This window comes from Nocardiopsis sp. iso_238 (assembly GCF_056173325.1).
In genome coordinates, this window is record NZ_CM149668.1 from 4,882,229 (window position 1) to 4,900,528 (window position 18,300).

An 18,300-nucleotide genomic window follows, 5' to 3' on the forward strand; every position below is an offset into this window, starting at 1 on the left:
CGCGCACGGGGACCAGATCTTTACTACTGCTCGGTAATACGCCCGCGCCGAACCGGCACCACGGCGAGGGCCAGCGCGGAGAACACGGCGCTCACCGCGAACACGGCGGGCAGCCCCGCGAGCGTGATCACGGCGGCCATCAGTACGGGGGTGAGGGTGGTGCTGACCGACTGGAGCCAGTTCTGCACGGCCAGCGCCCGTCCGGCCCAGGCGGTTCCGGCGATCTCCGCGACCGAGAGGAAGGTGAGGCCGTTGTGCCACATGGTCAGGACCAGGCAGACCAGGACCAGGGGGACGGCCGCCCCGCCCCAGACGTTCGGCAGGAAGGTGAGCAGGACCAGGCTCACCCCGGAGACCGCGGCCAGCCAGCGGACCGGTCGCATGCGGTCGCCGGTCCGGTCCGACCAGGCGCCGAGGAGCAGCCGCCCCACCGCCCCGGGGATCTGCGCGGCGGCGACCACCGCTCCGGCGGCGGGCGGGCTCCACCCCTGTTCCTGGACCAGGTAGATGACCGTGTAGACCATCAGCGTGACCTGCGGGACCCCGAGGAGCATGCTCACGCCGTGCACCCGCCAGATCGCCCACTGGCGGTAGGGGGACTCCGCTCGGGCCGGTGCGGGTGGGACCGCCGGGGAGTCGGTCTCCGGGGAGTCGGTCTCCGGGACGGCCACCGGCGGCGCCGAGGCCATCGCCAGCACCAGCGGGACGGCCACCAGGGCGAGCCCCGCCGGTAGGGTCATCGCCCCGACGAACCCCCACGCGTCCGCCGCCCGGGGCAGCACCAGGGCGGCCAGGCCCACGCCCAGGGGCAGGGCTGACTGGCGGATCCCCATGGCCAGCCCCCGTTCCCGGCGCGCGAACCAGGTCATGACCAGTCGCCCGCTGGCGGCGTTGACCGGGCCGCCGACAGCACCGGCCAGCAGCAGGACCGCGGCCGCGCCCCACAGGTCCGTCACGGTCCACAGCAGCCCGAGCGCGCCCGCGGTGAGGAGCAGGCTCAGCGCCATGGTCGCCCGCTCCCCCGCTCGGTCGATGACCACGCCCCAGGCCAGGAGGGTGACCAGCAGCCCGAACGAGGGCAGACCCGCCAGCATCCCCGCCTGCGCCGTGGACACCCCGAAGGCCTCGCGCAGCTGCGGCAGCACGACCGGCACCCCGAACATCACCGAGACGCTGGCCACCTGCGCGACCATGCTGACCGACAGGACGACCCAACGATTGCGCACGAGCATCCCGCCAGCCTAGGGAGTGTCGGCGCCGTCCCCCGGCGCGCCCCCGCGCGTCCCTCCCCCGGAAGCGGGTTCGCGGGCGCGGCGGAGGCGGTAACGTGACGTCCCGTGCGTCTCGTCATCGCGCGGTGCAGCGTCGACTACGTCGGCCGACTCACCGCCCACCTGCCCATGGCTCCCCGCCTGATCCTGATCAAGGCCGACGGGAGCGTGTCCATCCACGCCGACGACCGGGCGTTCAAACCCCTGAACTGGATGAACCCGCCGTGCAAGCTCCGCGAGGAGACGGTCGAGGACGGTCCCGACGTGTGGACGGTCACGCACAGCAAGTCCGGTGAGAAGCTCGTGCTGACCATCGAGGAGGTCATGCACGACTCCTCGCACGAGCTCGGCAAGGACCCCGGCCTCCAGAAGGACGGCGTGGAGGCCCACCTCCAGGAGCTGTTGGCCGAGCACATCACCACGCTGGGCGAGGGGTACACCCTCATCCGCCGCGAGTACCCCACGGCCATCGGCCCCGTGGACATCCTCTGCCGCGACGGCCAGAGCAACACCGTCGCGGTGGAGCTCAAGCGGCGCGGGGACATCGACGGCGTGGAGCAGCTCACCCGCTACCTCGAACTGCTCAACCGGGACCCCTCCCTGGCCCCGGTGACCGGTGTGTTCGCCGCCCAGGAGATCAAGCCCCAGGCGAAGGTCCTCGCGGAGGACCGGGGCATCGCCTGCGTGGTCCTCGACTACGACGAACTGCGCGGCATCGAGCCCGACACCCTGCGCCTGTTCTGACCACCCGGGGGCGGGCCCGCGTGCTGGCACGCCCCCGCCTGTCCTCCGTTCGGAGGACAGCGGTCGGTCCCCCCAGCGGACACCCCTCACGCCCCGTTCACGGAACGCTGGGCATATGAGCGGAACAGTCATCGAGGTCGAGGGCCTCACCAAGCGCTACGGCGACAACCACGCGGTCGCGGGGATCGACCTGAGCGTCCCCCGGGGAGAGGTCTTCTCCTTCCTCGGGCCCAACGGCGCGGGCAAGTCCACGGCCGTGGAGATCCTGGAGGGTTTCCGCACCCGCAGCGGCGGCGACGTCAGCGTGCTGGGCGAGGACCCGGGCCGGGCGAGCCGGGTCTGGCGCTCCCGGATCGGGATCGTGTGGCAGAAGGAGACCATGGTCCCCAAGATGCCGGTGCGCGAGGTCGTCCGGCACTTCGCGGGCTACTACCCCCGGGCTCTCGGCAGCGACGAGGTCCTGGAGATGGTCGGCCTCTCCGAGAAGGCCGGAGCCCTGCCCGACGCGCTCTCCGGCGGTCAGCGGCGCCGCCTCGACGTCGCCCTGGGTATCGTCGGCCGCCCCGAACTGCTCTTCCTCGACGAGCCCACCACCGGCTTCGACCCCCGGGCGCGCCGGGAGTTCTGGGAGCTCATCCAGGGCCTGGCCCAGCGGGGCACCACCATCGTGCTCACCACGCACTACCTGGAGGAGGCCGAGTTCCTGGCCGACCGGGTGTGCGTGATCGCCAACGGCCGCATCCGCGCGGTGGACGCCCCCGGGCAGCTGGGGGGCCGCGCCTCCGCGCAGGCCACCGTCTCCTGGACGGAGGACGGGCGCAGGCACGAGACGCGCACCGACACCCCCACCCGGCTGGTGGCCGAGCTGAGCGCGCGCATCCCCGGGGAGATCCCCGAACTGAGCGTGCACCGCCCCACCCTGGAGGACATCTACCTCGACATGATCCAGGACGACCAGGACCACGAGGAGGTCGCGGCATGAGCACCGACACCGTGACGGCGGCCCCCGCCTCCCCCGCCCCCGAGGCCCACGGCCGCCCGCCGGGCGCCGTGCGCGTGGGCCTCTCCCGCGGCTGGCTGGAGATCCGCACCTTCTCCCGCGAGTGGGAGAGCCTGATCTTCACCTTCTCGCTGCCCGCGCTGATCCTGGTCATGTTCGCGTCGGTCTTCGACGGCATGTTCGACATGGAGATGGCGGCGGTCGACTACTACCTGCCCGGGCTCATCGCGATGGGTCTGATGTCGGTGAGCTTCCAGACGCTCGGCATCGCGATCGCGGTCGAACGCGACCAGGGGGCGCTGCGCCGTCTGCGCGGGACGCCCATGCCGCCCAGCGCCTACTTCGTCGGCAAGACGCTGCTCGTGCTCTTCCTCGCCGTGGGTCAGGTGGCCCTCCTCCTGGCGGTCGCGGCCCTGTTCTTCGGCGGGACCATGCCGTCCACGCTGGCCGCGTGGTCCACCGTCGCCTGGGTGTTCGTGCTCGGAACCGTCGGCTGCTCCCTGCTGGGCATCGCCATGAGCTCCCTGGCCCGCACCGCGCAGACGGCCTCCGCCGTGGTCGTGATCCCCTTCCTCCTGCTCCAGTTCACCTCCGGGATCTTCGTCCCGGTCCATCTCATGCCGGACTGGATCCTGACCGGCGCCTCGCTCTTCCCCCTGCTGTGGATGGCGCAGGGCATGCGCGCCGCGTTCTTCCCCGACGAGATGGCCGTCATGGAGGCGTCGGGGGCCTGGGACCTGCCCATGGTCGCCCTGGTCCTGGGGGGCTGGTGTGTGGTGGGCTTGGTCCTGACACTCCTGACGTTCCGCTGGAAGACCCGCAAGGACGGATGACATGACGACGGACCGGGCCCCGGGGCCGGAGACGACGGCGCCGCCGGGGTCCGATCCCACCGGGTCGGACCCGACCGGTTCCGCCCCGTCGCCGGACCGGGACGAGCGGCACGCGTGGAACATGGGCACCTGGTGGCACGTGGCCTTCACCGCCGCGATGGCCGCGGTGACCGTGCTGGCCCTGGTCACCGGCCCGCCGGAGTGGCGCTGGCTGACGGCGGCGCTGATGATCGCGGTCGTGCTCGTCTACCTGGTCTTCGCCCGTCCGCTGATCAGCCCGGCGAAGGACTTCCCCAGCACGCGGAGGGCACTGGGCCTGATGGGCCTCTTCCTCCTGCCCAGCGTCCCCGCCGTGATCATCAACCCGACCCTGGTGTTCGCGCTGATCGCGATCGCCCCGGTCTGCTTCATGACGGTGGGCAGCGTGCTGGCCGTGGCGACGGTGGGCGTGATCCTGATCCTGCCCACCGTGCTGGGCGGGCTGCTCGGCTGGGAGGCCTGGTCCTCGGTCGGCGTCAGCCTGCTCATCAACGGGGCGCTCCTGGGCTACGCCCTGTGGTTCGGGACCTGGATCGAGCGGATCGTGGTGCAGAGCGCCGAGCGGTACGAGCTCATCGAGGCCCTGCGGCGCAGCCGCGAGGAGGTGTCCCGGCTGTCCGAGGAGGCCGGGGCGCTGGCCGAGCGGGAACACCTGGCCCGGGAGATGCACGACACCCTCGCCCAGGGGTTCACCAGCATCGTCACCCTGGCCCAGGCGGTGGAGTCGGAACTGGACAGCGACCCCGTGACCGCCCGCCGCCACCTGGCGCTGATGCGGGAGACCGCCTCGGAGAACCTGGCCGAGACCCGTGCCATGGTGGCCGCCCGCCAGTCGCTCCGGCTGGAGGACGAGGGCCTGGACGCCTCGGTCCGGCGCATCTGCGAACGGCTCGGCCGCGAACTGGGCATCTCCGTGAACGCGGAGGTGACCGGTGAGCCCGAGGAGCTCCCCAACGACCTCCAGATCTGTCTGCTGCGCACCGCGCAGGAGGCTCTGGCCAACGTCCGCAAGCACGCCGGAGCCCGCACCACCGCGGTCACCCTCGCCTACACCGACGTGGGCGTGCGGCTGACCGTGGCGGACGACGGACTCGGCTTCGACACCTCCCTGCCCGCCCACGGCAACGGCCTGGCCAACATGCGCCACCGGGCCGAGTCGGTGGGCGGCCTGCTCGACCTGGAGAGCGTCCCCGGACGGGGCACCACCATCCGCCTGGCCATCCCCCATGACGACGCGGACGAATGATCCGCCCCGGAGAGGAAGCCGTCCCATGATCCGTGTCCTTCTGGTGGACGACCACCCCGTGGTCCGCGAGGGCATCCGAGGCATGCTCAGCGCCGAACCCGACCTGGACATCGTCGGTGACGCCGGTTCGGGACCCGAGGCGGTGGCCCGGGTGGCGTCCCTGGTCCCGGACGTGGTCCTGATGGACCTGCGCATGCCCGGCGGGGACGGCGCCGAGGCCACCGAACGCATCCGCGCGGAGCACCCGGGCGTCCACGTCCTGGTGCTGACCACCTACGACACCGACACCGACATCCTGCGCGCGGTCGAGGCGGGCGCCACCGGCTACCTGCTCAAGGACACTCCGAGGGCGGAGCTGGCCGACGCGGTCCGCTCGGCGGCCCGGGGCGAGACGGTGCTCAGCGGGAGACTGGCGGGCAAGCTGCTCACCGGGGTGCGACAGCGTACCGAGCCGGAGGGGCCCGCCCTCTCCCCCCGCGAGGTCGAGGTGCTGCGGCTGGCCGCGGACGGGCTCACCAACGCGGCGATCGGTCGCGCCCTGCACATCAGCGCCACGACGGTCAAGACGCACCTCATGCGGGTCTACGAGAAGCTGGGGGTGGGCGACCGGACCTCGGCGGTGTCCCAGGCGATGCGCCGGGGCCTGCTCCCCGAGAAGTAGCCCCGGGGCCCGGTTCTCAGGGTCGGTTCGGGGGTTCTCCCCGATCCCGTGGACCTCCGCGGACGGCAGAATCGGCATATGGTGGAACAGATGAGCCAACTCACCCCCCACGACGACGGCAACGGCCGGATGCGCGCCTCGGACGCCGACCGCGACGCCGTCGCGCACCTGCTCCGGGAGGCCCTCGCCGAGGGGCGCCTGGACCCCGACGAGCACAGCGACCGGCTGGACGCGGTGTACCGCGCCAAGACCGTCGGTGAGCTGGTCCCCCTCACCGAGGACCTGCCGGGCTCCGACCCGGTGTCCGCACGACTCCCGGCCCCGTCCGACTTCCGGTCCCCGCGCCCGGTGTACGGCGCGAGTCGGATCGTCGACCAGCCGCCCACCAGCCACAGCGCGATCGCCCTCATGGGCGGCGCCGACCGCTCCGGCAACTGGGTCGTCCCTCGCCGGTTCTTCGCCGTGGCGACCATGGGAGGAGTCGAACTCGACCTGCGCGAGGCCCGGTTCACCGAGCGCGAGACCACCGTCTGGATCGGCGCCGTCATGGGCGGGGTCGGCATCATCGTCCCCGACGACATCCAGGTGCGCGTGCACGGCCTGCCGGTCATGGGCGGCTTCGGGATCGAGGGCGACACCCCGAGCGTGGTGGAGCCGGGCGCCCCGATCGTGCACATCCGGGGTATCGCGCTGATGGGCGGGGTCGGGGTCTCGTACCGCGCGCGCAGGCACCAGGAGAACGGCGAGGGCGACGACTGACGCGACGATCCGGGCTTTCGGGCCGTCCATCAAATCACAGCGCGCACCTTCTCGTAAGGTCTGTGGCTGATTGTGGCAATGTCCCGTGCCATGTCTTGCCGCGACCGGAACCTCCTGCGAGGCTTCTCCGGTACCTCGCCCACCCCAGGCGTCCATCCCCCACACCACGGCACGATGGACCCCCGCGAACCGGAGGAAGTCCGTGCAACCGACCACCCCTGGGAGCCCGCGCGACAGAGCGGCCGCGCTCCCCTCCTCCAGACGGCGCACCGCCGCGACCGCCGGTCTGGCCGCCCTCATGATGACCGCGGGCACCCTGGCGGGCTCACCGGCCCACGCCGAGCAGGCCGACCTCCCCGACCTCGTGACGGCCGAGGCGATCGAGGGCCACATGGCCAACCTGGCCACCATCGCCCGCTACAACGGGGGCAACCGGGCCAGCGGCACCCCCGGGTACGACGTGGCCGCGCTGTACGTCGAGGACCAGCTCAAGCGGGCCGGATACGAGCCCTACCGCCACGAGTACGACTTCGAGGCCTGGCGCGAGAACTCCCCCGCCGTGCTGGCGCAGTCCGCGCCGAAGCAGCACGCGTACGAGCTCGACCAGGACTACGTCACCATGAGCTACTCGGGCTCCGGTGACGTCACCGCCCCCGCCGTCGCGGTCGCCCCGGACAGCGCCGCGAGCGGCTGCTCCCCGGACGACTTCGCGGACTTCCCCGAGGGCGCCATCGCCATCACCGTGCGCGGCAGCTGCGCGTTCGAGGACAAGGTGACCAACTCCGCCGATGCGGGCGCCTCTGCGGCCGTCGTGGTCAACAACGAGGACGAGGTCTTCCTCGGCACCGTGGGCGAGCTGTCCGCCATCCCGGCCGTCGGCGTCTCCGGTCTGGTCGGCGCCGACCTGCTGTCGATCCCGGACCTGGAGCTCCAGGTGACCGTGGACTCCGAGGTGCGCCAGGAGAGCTCCTACAGCGTGCTCGCGGAGACCCCCGGAGGCAGGGACGACAACGTGGTGGTCGTGGGCGCCCACCTCGACGGCGTCGAGGAGGGTCCGGCCATCAACGACAACGGCAGCGGCACGGCCTTCCTGCTGGAGACCGCCATCCGGATGGCCGAGCAGGCCGACCCGAACAACCAGGTCCGCTTCGCCTTCTGGGGCACCGAGGAGTCCGGCCTGGTCGGTTCCAGCGAGTACGTGGCCGGTCTGGACGAGCGGCAGCTCGACGACCTCGCGCTCTACCTGAACTTCGACATGATCGGCTCGCACAACTACGGCCGGTTCGTGCTCGACGGCCGCATGGACCTGCCGGAGTCCGGCGGCGCCCCGTCCGGCTCCGGTGCGATCGCCAAGGTCTTCGAGGACTACTTCGAGGAGCAGGGCCAGGTCAGCGAGCCGGGCGTGCTCAGCGGCCGCAGCGACTACCTCGCCTTCATGCAGGCGGGTGTGCCCTCCGGCGGCCTGTTCAGCGGCGCCGACGTCGTGAAGTCGGAGGAGCAGGCCGAGTGGTACGGCGGTACCGCCGGCCAGCCGTTCGACCCGTACTACCACACGGCCGACGACACCATGGAGAACGTCAACTGGGACTCGGTGGCCGAGCTGTCGGCGGCGGGCGCGCACGGCGTGGAGTTCTTCGCCGACAGCACCCTCCCGGTCAACGGCGTGCTGTCGATGTCCTCCGTGACGGTGGACCTGCCCCGCAAGGGCGACGCCTGGGTCCGTTAGGCGCGTGAACATCCGCTGACCCCGGAATGCTGGAGGGCGGGTGGCGTGAACCCCCCGGTTCCACGCCGCCCGCCCTTCGCGATGTCTCCCCCTCGTACGGTCGTCCGGGCGACCCCCCTCAGTCTCGCCCGGGTGTCCGCGCGTGAACACCGCCGGAAACTACGGTGTGTAGCTCCCTCGTACCTCAAGGTATCAGTGAGCCACATCACCACCACCCCCTGATACTGAACAGTTATCCTCCGTGACCCACCCGTGCTCAGAGCCCCGACCCGGCCCCCGACCACGCCCTCCCCTAGGCTGGGGCCATGAGCACAAGGGACACGGACAAACCGGTCGTACTGTCGAAGATCTACACGCGTACCGGTGACTCCGGCACGACGGCGCTCGGCGACATGAGCCGCACCTCCAAGAACGACACCCGCCTGGTGGGCTACGCCGACACCGAGGAGGCCAACGCCGCCATCGGCGTCGCGCTCGCCCTGGGAGACCTCCCCGAAGACGTGCGCGTCCTCCTGCTGCGGATCCAGAACGAGCTCTTCGACCTGGGCGCGGACCTGTCCACGCCGATCGTGCCCGACCCGGAGTACCCCCCGCTGCGCGTCCTGCCCGAGTACGTCACCCGGCTGGAGGAGGCCTGCGACACCTACAACGCGGACCTGCCGACCCTGCGCAGCTTCATCCTGCCCGGGGGCTCGCCCACCGTCGCCCTGGTGCACACCGCCCGTATCGTGGTCCGCCGCGCCGAACGCTCGGTGTGGGCGGCCATCGAGGAGCACGGGGACGGCGTCAACCCGCTCACGGCGCAGTACCTGAACCGCCTGTCGGACCTGCTGTTCATCCTGGGACGCCACGTCGCCGGAGACGGCGACGAGATCCTGTGGAAGCCGGGCGGCGAACGCTAGGCGCCCCGGAGGCGCCCGGCACTCCCGCCGCCCGGCCCGGAGACGAGGATCAGGAGGAGCCGCCGAGTTCGCGCTCGACGGCCTCCACCTTGCTGTGCAGTCCGTCGGTCACGCCCTCGCGGACGTCGGCCTTCAGGGTCAGGCTCACCCGCGCGGCACCCTCACCGGCGGCCTCCACGGCGCGCTTGACGACGTCCATCACCTCGTCCCACTCACCCTCGACGGTGGTGAACATGGCGGAGGTCTCGTTGGGCAGCCCGCTCTCGCGTACGACCCTGACCGCACGGGCCACGGCCGGGGCGACGGACTCGCCCGTACCGAGCGGGGACACGGAGAAAGCGACGATGGTACTCATGGGCCCATGCAAACACACGGGCCCCGTCCCTGTGAACCTCAGGGGCTCCGCCGCGCGGCGGTCAGGCCTGCCACTGGGTACCCGGGGGCATCGACTCGATCCACGACAGGAACCCGGTGAGCGCGCTCTCGCCCATCGCGACCTCGAAGGCCGCCGCACTGGGGTCGCTGCCGTCCGACCCGGCCCAACCGATCTCCAGGACGGTGACGTCGGCGGGCAGGGGCGCGTCCCCCGCCCCGGGGGAACGACGCCCCACAACGACGAGACCGCGGCGCGACAGTCGCACTGTCGGCCGCGGTCTGAGGGAGAGGACGGGGAACCAGCCGAGGTCACCCGATCCGTACCGGCCGAAGCCGATCCGCCAGGATCCCCGACGCCCCTTCTCCCCACGCGCGCGCAGGTAACACTCGACGGCCCCGCCGCTGCGCAGCAGCACGAACCGTCGCATCCAGCCGGTGCCGAGCACCAGCACGACGAGCAGGACGATGGCGAGGACCACCCACCACAAGGACTCCAACCACGGTGTTCCCTGAAGCGGTGCCACTCCCACGTCTCGTCGCCTCCCGGCTTCGCTAGGCGACTTCCTCGCCAGCAGCGCGCAGGCGGCTGCGGGCACGGGCGGCGGCCAGGTTGTCACCCGACTCGCCCGCGTCCTTCAGCGCCTGACGCGCACGGTTCACATCGATGTCCTCGGCGAGCTCCGCGGTCTCGGCGAGGATGGAGATACGGCCCTCACCCGAAACCGAGACGAACCCACCGTGGGCGGCGGCCCGGATCTCACCGGTCTCACGCGCGCCCAGAACGCGAACGACCGCGTCCTCGGCCAGAAGCGACAGCACCGGGACGTGCCCGGGCTGGACGCCGATCTCGCCCTCGACGGTCTTCGCGATGACCATGTCGCCCTCGCCCGCCCAGACCTCGCGGTCCGGAGAGACGATCTCGACGAAAAGCTTCTTCGACACTGCCACAAACTCCTCGGCTAGCGGGTGGGTTCGGCGGGGCCGAGTACGAAATGGATACTCGGCCCCGCCTCGGGTCTAGCCCCGCCCGTCGCCCTCCGCTCCCAGAGCGGGGGGACACTGACGCGCAGTACTAGCCTTCCTGCAGCTTCTTGGCCTTCTCCACGACCATGTCGATGTTGCCGACATCGAGGAAGGCCTGCTCGGGAAGGTGGTCGTACTCGCCGTCACACAGACCCTTGAAGGACGCGATGGTCTCCTCAAGCGGAACGAACACACCCGGGGTGCCGGTGAACTTCTCGGCCACGAACATGTTCTGCGAGAGGAAACGCTCCAGGCGACGAGCCCGGTTGACGATGATCTTGTCCTCTTCGGACAGCTCGTCCATACCGAGGATGGCGATCTGGTCCTGGAGGTCGTTGTTGCGCTGGAGGATCTCCTTGACGCGCTGGGCCACCTGGTAGTGCTCCTCGCCCACGTACTGCGGGTCCAGGATGCGCGAGGTGGAGGCCAGCGGGTCGACCGCCGGGTAGATACCCTTCTGCGAGATCGGGCGGGAGAGCTCGGTCGTCGCGTCCAGGTGGGCGAACGTGGTCGCCGGCGCCGGGTCGGTGTAGTCGTCCGCGGGGACGTAGATCGCCTGCATCGAGGTGATCGAGTGACCACGCGTCGAGGTGATCCGCTCCTGGAGCTGACCCATCTCGTCGGCCAGGTTGGGCTGGTAACCCACGGCCGAGGGCATACGGCCCAGCAGCGTGGAGACCTCCATACCCGCCTGGGTGAAACGGAAGATGTTGTCGATGAAGAGCAGCACGTCCTGACCCTGGACGTCGCGGAAGTACTCCGCCATCGTCAGAGCCGAGAGCGCCACGCGCAGACGGGTGCCCGGGGGCTCGTCCATCTGGCCGAAGACGAGCGCGGTGTCCGGGAGGACGCCCATCTCGTCCATCTCCAGGAAGAGGTCCGTACCCTCACGGGTGCGCTCACCGACACCGGCGAACACGGACACACCACCGAAGTTGCGGGCGATACGGGTGATCATCTCCTGGATGAGCACCGTCTTGCCCACACCCGCGCCACCGAAGAGGCCGATCTTCCCACCGCGCACGTACGGGGTGAGGAGGTCGATCACCTTGATGCCCGTGACCATCATCTCGGTCTTGGACTCGAGCTGGTCGAAGGCCGGGGCCTTGCGGTGGATCGGCCAGCGCTCGGTCACGCCGAGCTCGGCCGTGGGCACGTCCATGGACTCGCCCAGGGTGTTGAACACGTGGCCCTTGACGACGTCGCCGACGGGCACGCTGATGGGCGCGCCGGTGTCGCGGACCTCGGCGCCACGGACCATGCCGTCCTGCGGGGCGAGGGAGATGGCGCGGACCAGGTTGTCACCCAGGTGCTGGGCGACCTCCAGGGTCACGACCTTCTCCGTGCCACCGATGCTCACGTCGGTGTGCAGGGCGTTGTAGATGCCGGGCAGGGAGCCGACGGGGAACTCCACGTCGACGACCGGGCCGGTGACCCGGGCGATGCGGCCGGTGGCGGTGCCAGCGCCGGCCGTACCTTCAACTGTCGCAGTCACTTCTGTTACTCACTTCCCGCGCTGGACCCAGAGAGCGCATCGGCACCGCCGACAATCTCACTGATCTCATTGGTGATCTCGGCCTGACGAGCCTGGTTGGCCAGACTGGTCAGGTTCTTGACGAGTTCTTCCGCGTTGTCGGTCGCGGCCTTCATGGCCGCCCGACGGGACGCCTGCTGGGAGGCGGCCGACTCCAGGAGGGACGCGTAGATCCGGTTGACCACGTACTGCGGAAGCAGCTGGTCCAGGACCTCCTCCGCGGAGGGCTCGAACTCGTACAGCGGCAACGCCTCGCCGCCGACGCTCTCCTCGAGCTCCTCGGCCTCGACCTCCTCCACCTCCAGCGGAAGGGCGCGGACCGCCCCCGCCCGCTGGGTCAGCATCGACACGAACTCCGTGGAGACCACGTGGATCTCGTCGACACCACCCTCGGCGGTGTCCTGGGAGAACCTCTCCATGAGAGTGGAGCCGATCTCCTGGGCGTGCGCGTAGGTCACCCGCTCGGTGAAGCCTTCCCAGGACTCCTCGACCTCACGGCCGCGGAACTTGTAGAAGGCGGCGCCCTTGCGGCCCACCATGTAGGTGAGGACCTCCTTGCCCTGCTCCTTGAGGAGCTGGGTGAGGGACTCGGCCTCCTTGATGACGTTGCTCGAGAAGGCGCCGGCCAGACCCTTGTCGCTGGTGACGACCAGGACGGCAGCACGGGTGGGGTTCTCGGCCTCGGTCAGCAGCGGGTGATCCGTCACCCGGCTGGCCAGAGCCGACACCGCCCGCGTGATCTCCCGTGCGTAGGGTCCGGCAGCCTCGGCCGCGCGCTGCGCCTTGGTGATGCGCGTGGCGGCGATGAGCTCCATCGCGCGGGTGATCTTCGCCATCGACTTCGTCGAGCGAATCCTCCGGCGATAGACGCGAAGCTGTGCACCCATGGGTTACTTCCCGCCCTTGGCGACCTTGATGGTCTCCTGGCCGACCTTCTCCTCAGCGAGAGCCTCGGCCTCGGCCTCGGTGCCCAGGAGGGTACCGGCGGAGGTCTGGAAGCTCTGCTTGAACTTCTCGATGGCGGCCTGGAGGGTCTTCTGGCTGTCGTCCTCGAACTTGCCGGTGTCCCGGATGGTGTCCAGGACGTCCTTGTGCTCGCGGTCCAGGAAGGACAGGAGGTCCTCCTCGAAGCGGCGGACGTCCTCGACCGGGACCTCGTCGATCAGGCCGGTGTTACCCATCCAGACCGAGACGACCGTCTTCTCCATGGAGAAGGGCGAGTACTGCCCCTGCTTGAGGAGCTCCATCATCCGGGCACCGCGCGCGAGCTGCTGCTTGGAGACGGCGTCCAGGTCCGAACCGAAGGCGGAGAACGCCTCGAGCTCGCGGTACTGGGCCAGGCCCAGACGCAGCGTGCCGGAGACCTTCTTGGTGGCCTTGGTCTGGGCGGCGCCACCGACTCGGGAGACGGAGACACCGACGTCGATCGCCGGACGCTGGCCCTGGTTGAACAGGTCCGAGTCCAGGAACACCTGACCGTCGGTGATCGAGATGACGTTGGTGGGGATGTACGCCGAGACGTCGCCCGCCTTGGTCTCGATGATCGGCAGGGCCGTCATCGAGCCCGCGCCCAGCTCGTCGGAGAGCTTGGCGCAGCGCTCCAGGAGACGGGAGTGGAGGTAGAAGACGTCACCCGGGTAGGCCTCGCGCCCCGGCGGGCGGCGCAGCAGGAGGGAGACCGCGCGGTAGGCCTCGGCCTGCTTGGTCAGGTCGTCGAAGACGACGAGGACGTGCTTGCCCTCGTACATCCAGTGCTGGCCCAGGGCCGAACCGGTGTACGGGGAGAGGTACTTGAAGCCGGCCGGGTCGGACGCCGGGGAGGCCACGATGGTGGTGTACTCCATGGCGCCGGCCTCTTCGAGGGCACCGCGCACGCTGGCGATGGTCGAGCCCTTCTGACCCACCGCGACGTAGATGCAGCGCACCTGCTTCGTGGGGTCGCCGGTCTCCCAGTTCGCCTTCTGGTTGATGATCGCGTCGATACCGATCGCGGTCTTGCCGGTCTGCCGGTCACCGATGACCAGCTGGCGCTGGCCACGGCCGACCGGGGTCATCGTGTCGATCGACTTGATGCCGGTCTGGAGCGGCTCGCCCACGGGCTGGCGCTCCATGACCGTCGCGGCCTGGAGCTCAAGCTCGCGGGTCTCGGTCGTCTCGATCTCGCCCTTGCCGTCGATGGGGTTACCCAGGGGGTCCACCACACGGCCGAGGAAGTTGTCGCCCACCGGGACCGAGAGGAGCTTGCCGGTGCGACGCACCTTCTGCCCCTCCTCGATGCCGGTGAAGTCACCCAGCACCACGACACCGATCTCACCGATCTCAAGGTTCTGGGCCATGCCCAGGGTGCCGTCCTCGAACTGCAGCAGCTCGTTCGCCATCGCCGAGGGAAGGCCACCGACGCGGGCGATGCCGTCACCGGAGTAGGTGACGGTACCGACCTCTTCAGCGCGGGTGGCGTCAGGCTCGTACGACTGGACGAAGCGCTGTAGCGCGTCCCGGATCTCATCCGGCCGGATCGTCAGCTCCGCCATCTCTACGTTGTCCTTGCTCTCAAATGGCGCCGGGCCGGCGCCGTGCGTGCTTGCTTGTCTTCGCGTCAGCCGGCCAGGCGGCGCTGGACCTCAGCGATGCGCCCGGCGATCGTGCCGTCGATGACCTCGTCGCCCACCTGGATGGAGAGTCCACCCAGGATTTCCGGGGCGACCTCGATGTTCAGGTGGATCTCGCGGCCGTACTTGCGGCTCAGCAGGGTGCGCAGGCGCGTCTGCTGGGTCTCGTTCAGCGCGTGGGCGGTACGGACGACGGCGATGAAGCGCTTCGCGCGCTCGGCCACCAGTTGTCCGAAGTTGTCGAGCGCCTGCTCCAGCGTACGTCCCCGGGGGTGGGTGACCGCCTGGCCGACCAGGGCCAGCGTCGCGGTGCTCACCTTGCCCGAGAGCAGGTTCTCGACCAGCGCGCGCAGGTGGGCGTCGGCCACGCCCTCACGGGTGAGGGCCGAACGCAGCTCGGGCTGGGCGACGACGATCCGCTGGAAGCGGAACAGCTCGTCCTCCAGCTCGTCCAGCCGGGTGCCCTCGACGGAGGCGACGGTCGCGTAGAGCGCCGTCCGCTCCAGGGCGTCCAGCATGTCGCGCCCGGTGGACCAGGGCTGCGAGACCACGTCGCTGACCACGAGGACCGTGGACGGCGAGACCTTGCCCTCAAGGATCTGACCGATCAGCGCGGTCTTCTTCTCGGGGTCGTTGGCCGGGTCCGCCAGCCAGCGGCGGAGCGAGTGCTCGCCGCTGATCAGGGCGACGACCTCGAAGAGCTCGCCACCCAGCGAGACCGCCTGCTCGGCGCTGGCCGACGCCAGGACGTTCTCGTCCAGGCGCCGGATCGCCTCAGCCAGGGAGCTACGGCTGATACCACGCATCAGCGCACCCCGGCTTGCTTCGCGCTCTCGTCCTGGTCCAGCTCCTCCAGGAACCGGTCCACCACACGGGTGTGAGCGGCGCCGTCACTGAGCGTCTCACCGACGATGCGGCTCGCGAGCTCGGTGGACAGGGCGCCGATCTCGCCGCGGAGCTGGACGAAGGCCTGCTGCCGGTCCGCCTCGATCTGCGCCTTGGCGGACTCGATGATGCGCTGGGCCTCGACCTGGGCCTCCTCGCGAGCCTCGGCGATGATCGCCGCGCGCTGCTCCTTGGCCTTCTCGAGCTCCTGCGCGTACTCGCGGTGCGACTCTTCGAGCTTCTCGCGGTACTGCTGGCGGATCTCCTCGGCCTCGGCCTCGGCCTTCTTGGCCCGCTCGATGCCGCCCTCGATGGCGTCGTGACGCTCGTCGAGGACCTTCATCACCTTGGGGACCGACTTGCGGACCACAAAGAAGTAGACCACGGCGAGCGCGATCGCACCGAAGGTGAACTTCACCCAGTCGATCCGCAGAATGTTCGGTTCGGCTGCCAACTCCAACAGCATGGTCAGCCCTCCTTCGCGTCAGTTGCCATCAGAAAACGGTTGGCGAATCCGACTAGGCGCCGGGAGCCGCGAAGGCGAGAACGAAGCCAAGGATGGCGAGGGCCTCGATGAGGGCGAAGCCGAGGTAGATGTTGGTCTGGAGCGGGCCGCGGGCCTCGGGCTGGCGGGCGATGGCCTGCATACCGAGACCGAACACGATACCGACACCGATACCGGCGCCGATGACGCTGATGCCGTAGCCGATGGTGTTGATGTTGCCGGTGATCGCAGCGATGTCCATGGTGTTTCCCTTTACTCGACGTCCGGCGTCGCGTTCTGCGATTGGTCAGTTCGCCGGTGTGGACGGGTCTTCAGCACTCCGTGTCCTGGTCCGATCACGGGATCGGGGGAACGTGGAGGGGGTCTTTAGTGAGCCGCTTCGAGCGACTGGTTGAGGTACAGGCTCGCGAGCAGCGTGAACACGAAGGCCTGAATCAGCATGATCGCGATCTCGAAGACGAAGAAGGCGATGTACCCGAGCAGCGCGGCACCGGAGTAGAACACGGAGACCGCGGCGAGCATCGGCTCCGCCGTCAGGTTGAGCATGTACCAGCCGCCGTAGGCGAACACGGCCAGCAGCAGGCTGCCCGCGAACATGGTCGCGAACAGACGCAGGGCGTGCGTCACCGGGCGGATGAGGAAGACCGAGAGGATCTCGATCGGGGTGACCAGGACATAGATCCACTTGGGCATGCCCGGGGGGAAGATCTGGTTCCGGAAGTAGCCCCAGCCGCCCTGGTGCTTGATGCCGATCACGATCGTCATCACGTAGATGGTGAGGGCGAACATCACCGTGAAGGCGAGGTTGCTGTTGACCGGGAGCATGCCGGGGATGAGCCCGGTGAAGTTCATGGCCAGGATGAGGGTGAAGATGCCCGTCATGAACGGGATGAACTTGTCACCCTTCTCACCCATGGTCGGCCGGGTGATGTTGTCCCGGATGAACAGGATGAGCAGCTCGCCGACACTCTGCCTGCGGCCGGGGACGAGGCTCAGCTTCCTGCTGAACCACGACCACAGAAGCAGGACGGCACCGACCGCGACGAGCAACAGAACCAGGTACAGGTCGATGCCCGCGCTGCCGGGGATATTGGCGAACCACGGTTCGGGGAAGAACATCCCGATAGTGGGGGCCGTGAACCCGCAACCGTTGTCGCCGAAGAGATGGCAACCCGGTTCGGCCGCGAGAATGCGCACGTCAGCACTCACGGCGAATCCTTTCGTCGTGACGCAAGAAAGCCTCGTTGATGGTTGTGACTGCTAGCGTCGTCGCGATGTGGGCGACGCGGAACTGCGGGGAGCTCAGAGGTGGCGTGTCCTGGCGACGATCAGATAGATCGCGCCGACCATGCCCAGAACGGCCCCGATGGGCAGGAAGAGGGCCTGGAATCCCAGGAGCCGGTCCGCGCCCCAGCCGATCGCGCTCCACACGAGCACACCCGCGAGCAGAGTGGAGAAGAGTGCCCAGCCGTCGGCCTCGCGTGGCGCCGGGGGCGCGCTGGAGTCCTTCTTCCTGGCTGGTTCGCTGCTCATCTCGCTCCGGAATATAGCATGTGGGGCTTGACTGGACCGTGGCCGTCCGCCCGCCGTGGAACAGGGTATTACGCCCGTTCCCACGGGTCGCGGCGGGGCACCCCATCACGTGTTCTCCGAGCTCTCGCTCGGGTCCACGTGAAGGATCTTCGCCCGGGAAGTGGCCCAGGTCTGCCCACCCAGCCAGGCCAGTACGACCGCCAACGCGCTGTAGACGAAGGCGTTGCTACTGAGGTCCGTGACGAGGGGGCTCCGGCCCAGGGTCACCAACAGAATGCCCAGCAGCGCCATCTTGACGACGAAACCGAGCAGGTTCGCGGCGAGGAACAGGTCCCTGTTCCTCCGGGTGACCATCATGACCGCCCACTGCCCCAGTCCGAAACAGGCGAGGATGATGCCCACCGCCAGGGCCGAACTGAGAGCTCCGGCCGCTCCGGCGAGAAGGGCCGAGACCGCGATGGCCAGGACCCCGCACGCGGCGCTCGGAAGCGCGGCGCCGCGGAGAATCCGGGCGTCGTGTTCCTGCATGACGAAGCTCCGTGGGGTTCAGTGAGTACCTGCTCGTGAAAGCTATCACAAGGTTTTTGGTGCCATATCCAGGGTGCCCTTAACGCGGTCTTAACGCCTCGCGAAAGCGCCGTTCCACGGCCACTCC

At 69.5% G+C, this 18,300-nt stretch carries 21 protein-coding genes; 8 read left to right on the forward strand and 13 right to left on the reverse strand.

The window, feature by feature from the left end; genetic code table 11:
* Window positions 1-23: 23 nt before the first annotated feature.
* Window positions 24-1,232: an MFS transporter gene (locus tag AC0VYL_RS22075; protein ID WP_475481380.1), complete on the reverse strand. Its 1,209-nt coding sequence runs from the start codon at window positions 1,230-1,232 to the stop codon at window positions 24-26.
* 105 nt (window positions 1,233-1,337) lie between these two features.
* On the opposite strand from AC0VYL_RS22075, the gene nucS reads away from it, so the two are divergent.
* The 8 genes from nucS (at window position 1,338) to AC0VYL_RS22115 (ending at window position 9,181) form a co-directional block, all read left to right on the forward strand.
* Entirely contained in the window at window positions 1,338-2,015 is a 678-nt protein-coding gene (gene nucS, locus AC0VYL_RS22080; RefSeq protein ID WP_475481381.1) for an endonuclease NucS, read from the forward strand.
* A gap of 115 nt (window positions 2,016-2,130) precedes the next feature.
* Window positions 2,131-2,997, forward strand: a complete 867-nt coding sequence (locus AC0VYL_RS22085; protein ID WP_475481382.1) for an ABC transporter ATP-binding protein — start codon at window positions 2,131-2,133, stop codon at window positions 2,995-2,997.
* Complete coding sequence (locus AC0VYL_RS22090) at window positions 2,994-3,848, forward strand: ABC transporter permease (RefSeq protein WP_475481383.1); 855 nt, start codon at window positions 2,994-2,996, stop codon at window positions 3,846-3,848. Before AC0VYL_RS22085 ends, AC0VYL_RS22090 begins: the two co-directional genes overlap by 4 nt.
* A 1-nt stretch (window position 3,849) precedes the next feature.
* Window positions 3,850-5,133 carry a sensor histidine kinase gene (locus AC0VYL_RS22095; RefSeq protein WP_475481384.1) on the forward strand — a complete coding sequence of 428 codons (1,284 nt, stop codon included), beginning with the start codon at window positions 3,850-3,852 and terminating at the stop codon, window positions 5,131-5,133.
* A 25-nt stretch (window positions 5,134-5,158) separates the two neighbouring features.
* Window positions 5,159-5,794 carry a response regulator gene (locus tag AC0VYL_RS22100; protein WP_475455573.1) on the forward strand — a complete coding sequence of 212 codons (636 nt, stop codon included), beginning with the start codon at window positions 5,159-5,161 and terminating at the stop codon, window positions 5,792-5,794.
* Window positions 5,795-5,872: 78 nt separating this feature from the next.
* Complete coding sequence (locus tag AC0VYL_RS22105) at window positions 5,873-6,553, forward strand: DUF1707 SHOCT-like domain-containing protein (RefSeq protein WP_475455575.1); 681 nt, start codon at window positions 5,873-5,875, stop codon at window positions 6,551-6,553.
* Between the two features lie 202 nt (window positions 6,554-6,755).
* Entirely contained in the window at window positions 6,756-8,279 is a 1,524-nt protein-coding gene (locus AC0VYL_RS22110; RefSeq protein ID WP_475481385.1) for a M28 family peptidase, read from the forward strand.
* Between the two features lie 305 nt (window positions 8,280-8,584).
* Window positions 8,585-9,181: a cob(I)yrinic acid a,c-diamide adenosyltransferase gene (locus AC0VYL_RS22115; protein ID WP_475481386.1), complete on the forward strand. Its 597-nt coding sequence runs from the start codon at window positions 8,585-8,587 to the stop codon at window positions 9,179-9,181.
* Between the two features lie 49 nt (window positions 9,182-9,230).
* Here AC0VYL_RS22115 and AC0VYL_RS22120 read toward each other — a convergent pair whose 3' ends face one another.
* From AC0VYL_RS22120 to AC0VYL_RS22175, 12 genes are all read right to left on the reverse strand, one after another.
* The gene (locus AC0VYL_RS22120) at window positions 9,231-9,536 is read right to left on the reverse strand and encodes an MTH1187 family thiamine-binding protein (protein WP_475455581.1); all 306 of its coding nucleotides are present in this window, start codon (window positions 9,534-9,536) and stop codon (window positions 9,231-9,233) included.
* Between the two features lie 61 nt (window positions 9,537-9,597).
* Window positions 9,598-10,053: a DUF2550 domain-containing protein gene (locus tag AC0VYL_RS22125; protein WP_475455583.1), complete on the reverse strand. Its 456-nt coding sequence runs from the start codon at window positions 10,051-10,053 to the stop codon at window positions 9,598-9,600.
* A 55-nt stretch (window positions 10,054-10,108) separates the two neighbouring features.
* On the reverse strand, window positions 10,109-10,498 hold the full coding sequence (locus AC0VYL_RS22130) for a F0F1 ATP synthase subunit epsilon (RefSeq protein WP_475455585.1): 390 nt from the start codon (window positions 10,496-10,498) through the stop codon (window positions 10,109-10,111).
* Between the two features lie 130 nt (window positions 10,499-10,628).
* Complete coding sequence (gene atpD / locus AC0VYL_RS22135; protein WP_017546083.1) at window positions 10,629-12,074, reverse strand: F0F1 ATP synthase subunit beta; 1,446 nt, start codon at window positions 12,072-12,074, stop codon at window positions 10,629-10,631.
* Between the two features lie 5 nt (window positions 12,075-12,079).
* The gene (locus AC0VYL_RS22140; protein WP_475455587.1) at window positions 12,080-13,000 is read right to left on the reverse strand and encodes a F0F1 ATP synthase subunit gamma; all 921 of its coding nucleotides are present in this window, start codon (window positions 12,998-13,000) and stop codon (window positions 12,080-12,082) included.
* A 3-nt stretch (window positions 13,001-13,003) separates the two neighbouring features.
* Window positions 13,004-14,644, reverse strand: a complete 1,641-nt coding sequence (gene atpA, locus AC0VYL_RS22145) for a F0F1 ATP synthase subunit alpha (protein WP_475481387.1) — start codon at window positions 14,642-14,644, stop codon at window positions 13,004-13,006.
* 65 nt (window positions 14,645-14,709) lie between these two features.
* Window positions 14,710-15,528, reverse strand: a complete 819-nt coding sequence (locus AC0VYL_RS22150) for a F0F1 ATP synthase subunit delta (RefSeq protein WP_475455591.1) — start codon at window positions 15,526-15,528, stop codon at window positions 14,710-14,712.
* Window positions 15,528-16,073: a F0F1 ATP synthase subunit B gene (atpF, locus tag AC0VYL_RS22155; RefSeq protein ID WP_475481388.1), complete on the reverse strand. Its 546-nt coding sequence runs from the start codon at window positions 16,071-16,073 to the stop codon at window positions 15,528-15,530. Before atpF ends, AC0VYL_RS22150 begins: the two co-directional genes overlap by 1 nt.
* Before the next feature lie 52 nt (window positions 16,074-16,125).
* Entirely contained in the window at window positions 16,126-16,353 is a 228-nt protein-coding gene (gene atpE / locus AC0VYL_RS22160) for an ATP synthase F0 subunit C (protein ID WP_017546078.1), read from the reverse strand.
* Window positions 16,354-16,478: 125 nt separating this feature from the next.
* Complete coding sequence (gene atpB, locus AC0VYL_RS22165; protein WP_475483560.1) at window positions 16,479-17,309, reverse strand: F0F1 ATP synthase subunit A; 831 nt, start codon at window positions 17,307-17,309, stop codon at window positions 16,479-16,481.
* Between the two features lie 105 nt (window positions 17,310-17,414).
* Window positions 17,415-17,645 carry an AtpZ/AtpI family protein gene (locus AC0VYL_RS22170; protein WP_475481389.1) on the reverse strand — a complete coding sequence of 77 codons (231 nt, stop codon included), beginning with the start codon at window positions 17,643-17,645 and terminating at the stop codon, window positions 17,415-17,417.
* Between the two features lie 105 nt (window positions 17,646-17,750).
* On the reverse strand, window positions 17,751-18,173 hold the full coding sequence (locus tag AC0VYL_RS22175; RefSeq protein ID WP_475481390.1) for a hypothetical protein: 423 nt from the start codon (window positions 18,171-18,173) through the stop codon (window positions 17,751-17,753).
* Between the last annotated feature and the right edge of the window lie 127 nt (window positions 18,174-18,300).

What these genes read in the sequence shown, in the direction of transcription:
- AC0VYL_RS22075 (WP_475481380.1), bottom strand. Translation starts at nt 1,232, where the DNA reads ATGCTCGTGCGCAATCGTTGGGTCGTCCTGTCGGTCAGCATGGTCGCG.
- AC0VYL_RS22085 (WP_475481382.1), top strand. Translation starts at nt 2,131, where the DNA reads ATGAGCGGAACAGTCATCGAGGTCGAGGGCCTCACCAAGCGCTACGGC.
- AC0VYL_RS22090 (WP_475481383.1), top strand. Translation starts at nt 2,994, where the DNA reads ATGAGCACCGACACCGTGACGGCGGCCCCCGCCTCCCCCGCCCCCGAG.
- AC0VYL_RS22095 (WP_475481384.1), top strand. Translation starts at nt 3,850, where the DNA reads ATGACGACGGACCGGGCCCCGGGGCCGGAGACGACGGCGCCGCCGGGG.
- AC0VYL_RS22100 (WP_475455573.1), top strand. Translation starts at nt 5,159, where the DNA reads ATGATCCGTGTCCTTCTGGTGGACGACCACCCCGTGGTCCGCGAGGGC.
- AC0VYL_RS22105 (WP_475455575.1), top strand. Translation starts at nt 5,873, where the DNA reads ATGGTGGAACAGATGAGCCAACTCACCCCCCACGACGACGGCAACGGC.
- AC0VYL_RS22115 (WP_475481386.1), top strand. Translation starts at nt 8,585, where the DNA reads ATGAGCACAAGGGACACGGACAAACCGGTCGTACTGTCGAAGATCTAC.
- AC0VYL_RS22120 (WP_475455581.1), bottom strand. Translation starts at nt 9,536, where the DNA reads ATGAGTACCATCGTCGCTTTCTCCGTGTCCCCGCTCGGTACGGGCGAG.
- AC0VYL_RS22140 (WP_475455587.1), bottom strand. Translation starts at nt 13,000, where the DNA reads ATGGGTGCACAGCTTCGCGTCTATCGCCGGAGGATTCGCTCGACGAAG.
- atpA (WP_475481387.1), bottom strand. Translation starts at nt 14,644, where the DNA reads ATGGCGGAGCTGACGATCCGGCCGGATGAGATCCGGGACGCGCTACAG.
- AC0VYL_RS22150 (WP_475455591.1), bottom strand. Translation starts at nt 15,528, where the DNA reads ATGCGTGGTATCAGCCGTAGCTCCCTGGCTGAGGCGATCCGGCGCCTG.
- atpF (WP_475481388.1), bottom strand. Translation starts at nt 16,073, where the DNA reads ATGCTGTTGGAGTTGGCAGCCGAACCGAACATTCTGCGGATCGACTGG.
- atpE (WP_017546078.1), bottom strand. Translation starts at nt 16,353, where the DNA reads ATGGACATCGCTGCGATCACCGGCAACATCAACACCATCGGCTACGGC.
- AC0VYL_RS22170 (WP_475481389.1), bottom strand. Translation starts at nt 17,645, where the DNA reads ATGAGCAGCGAACCAGCCAGGAAGAAGGACTCCAGCGCGCCCCCGGCG.
- AC0VYL_RS22175 (WP_475481390.1), bottom strand. Translation starts at nt 18,173, where the DNA reads ATGCAGGAACACGACGCCCGGATTCTCCGCGGCGCCGCGCTTCCGAGC.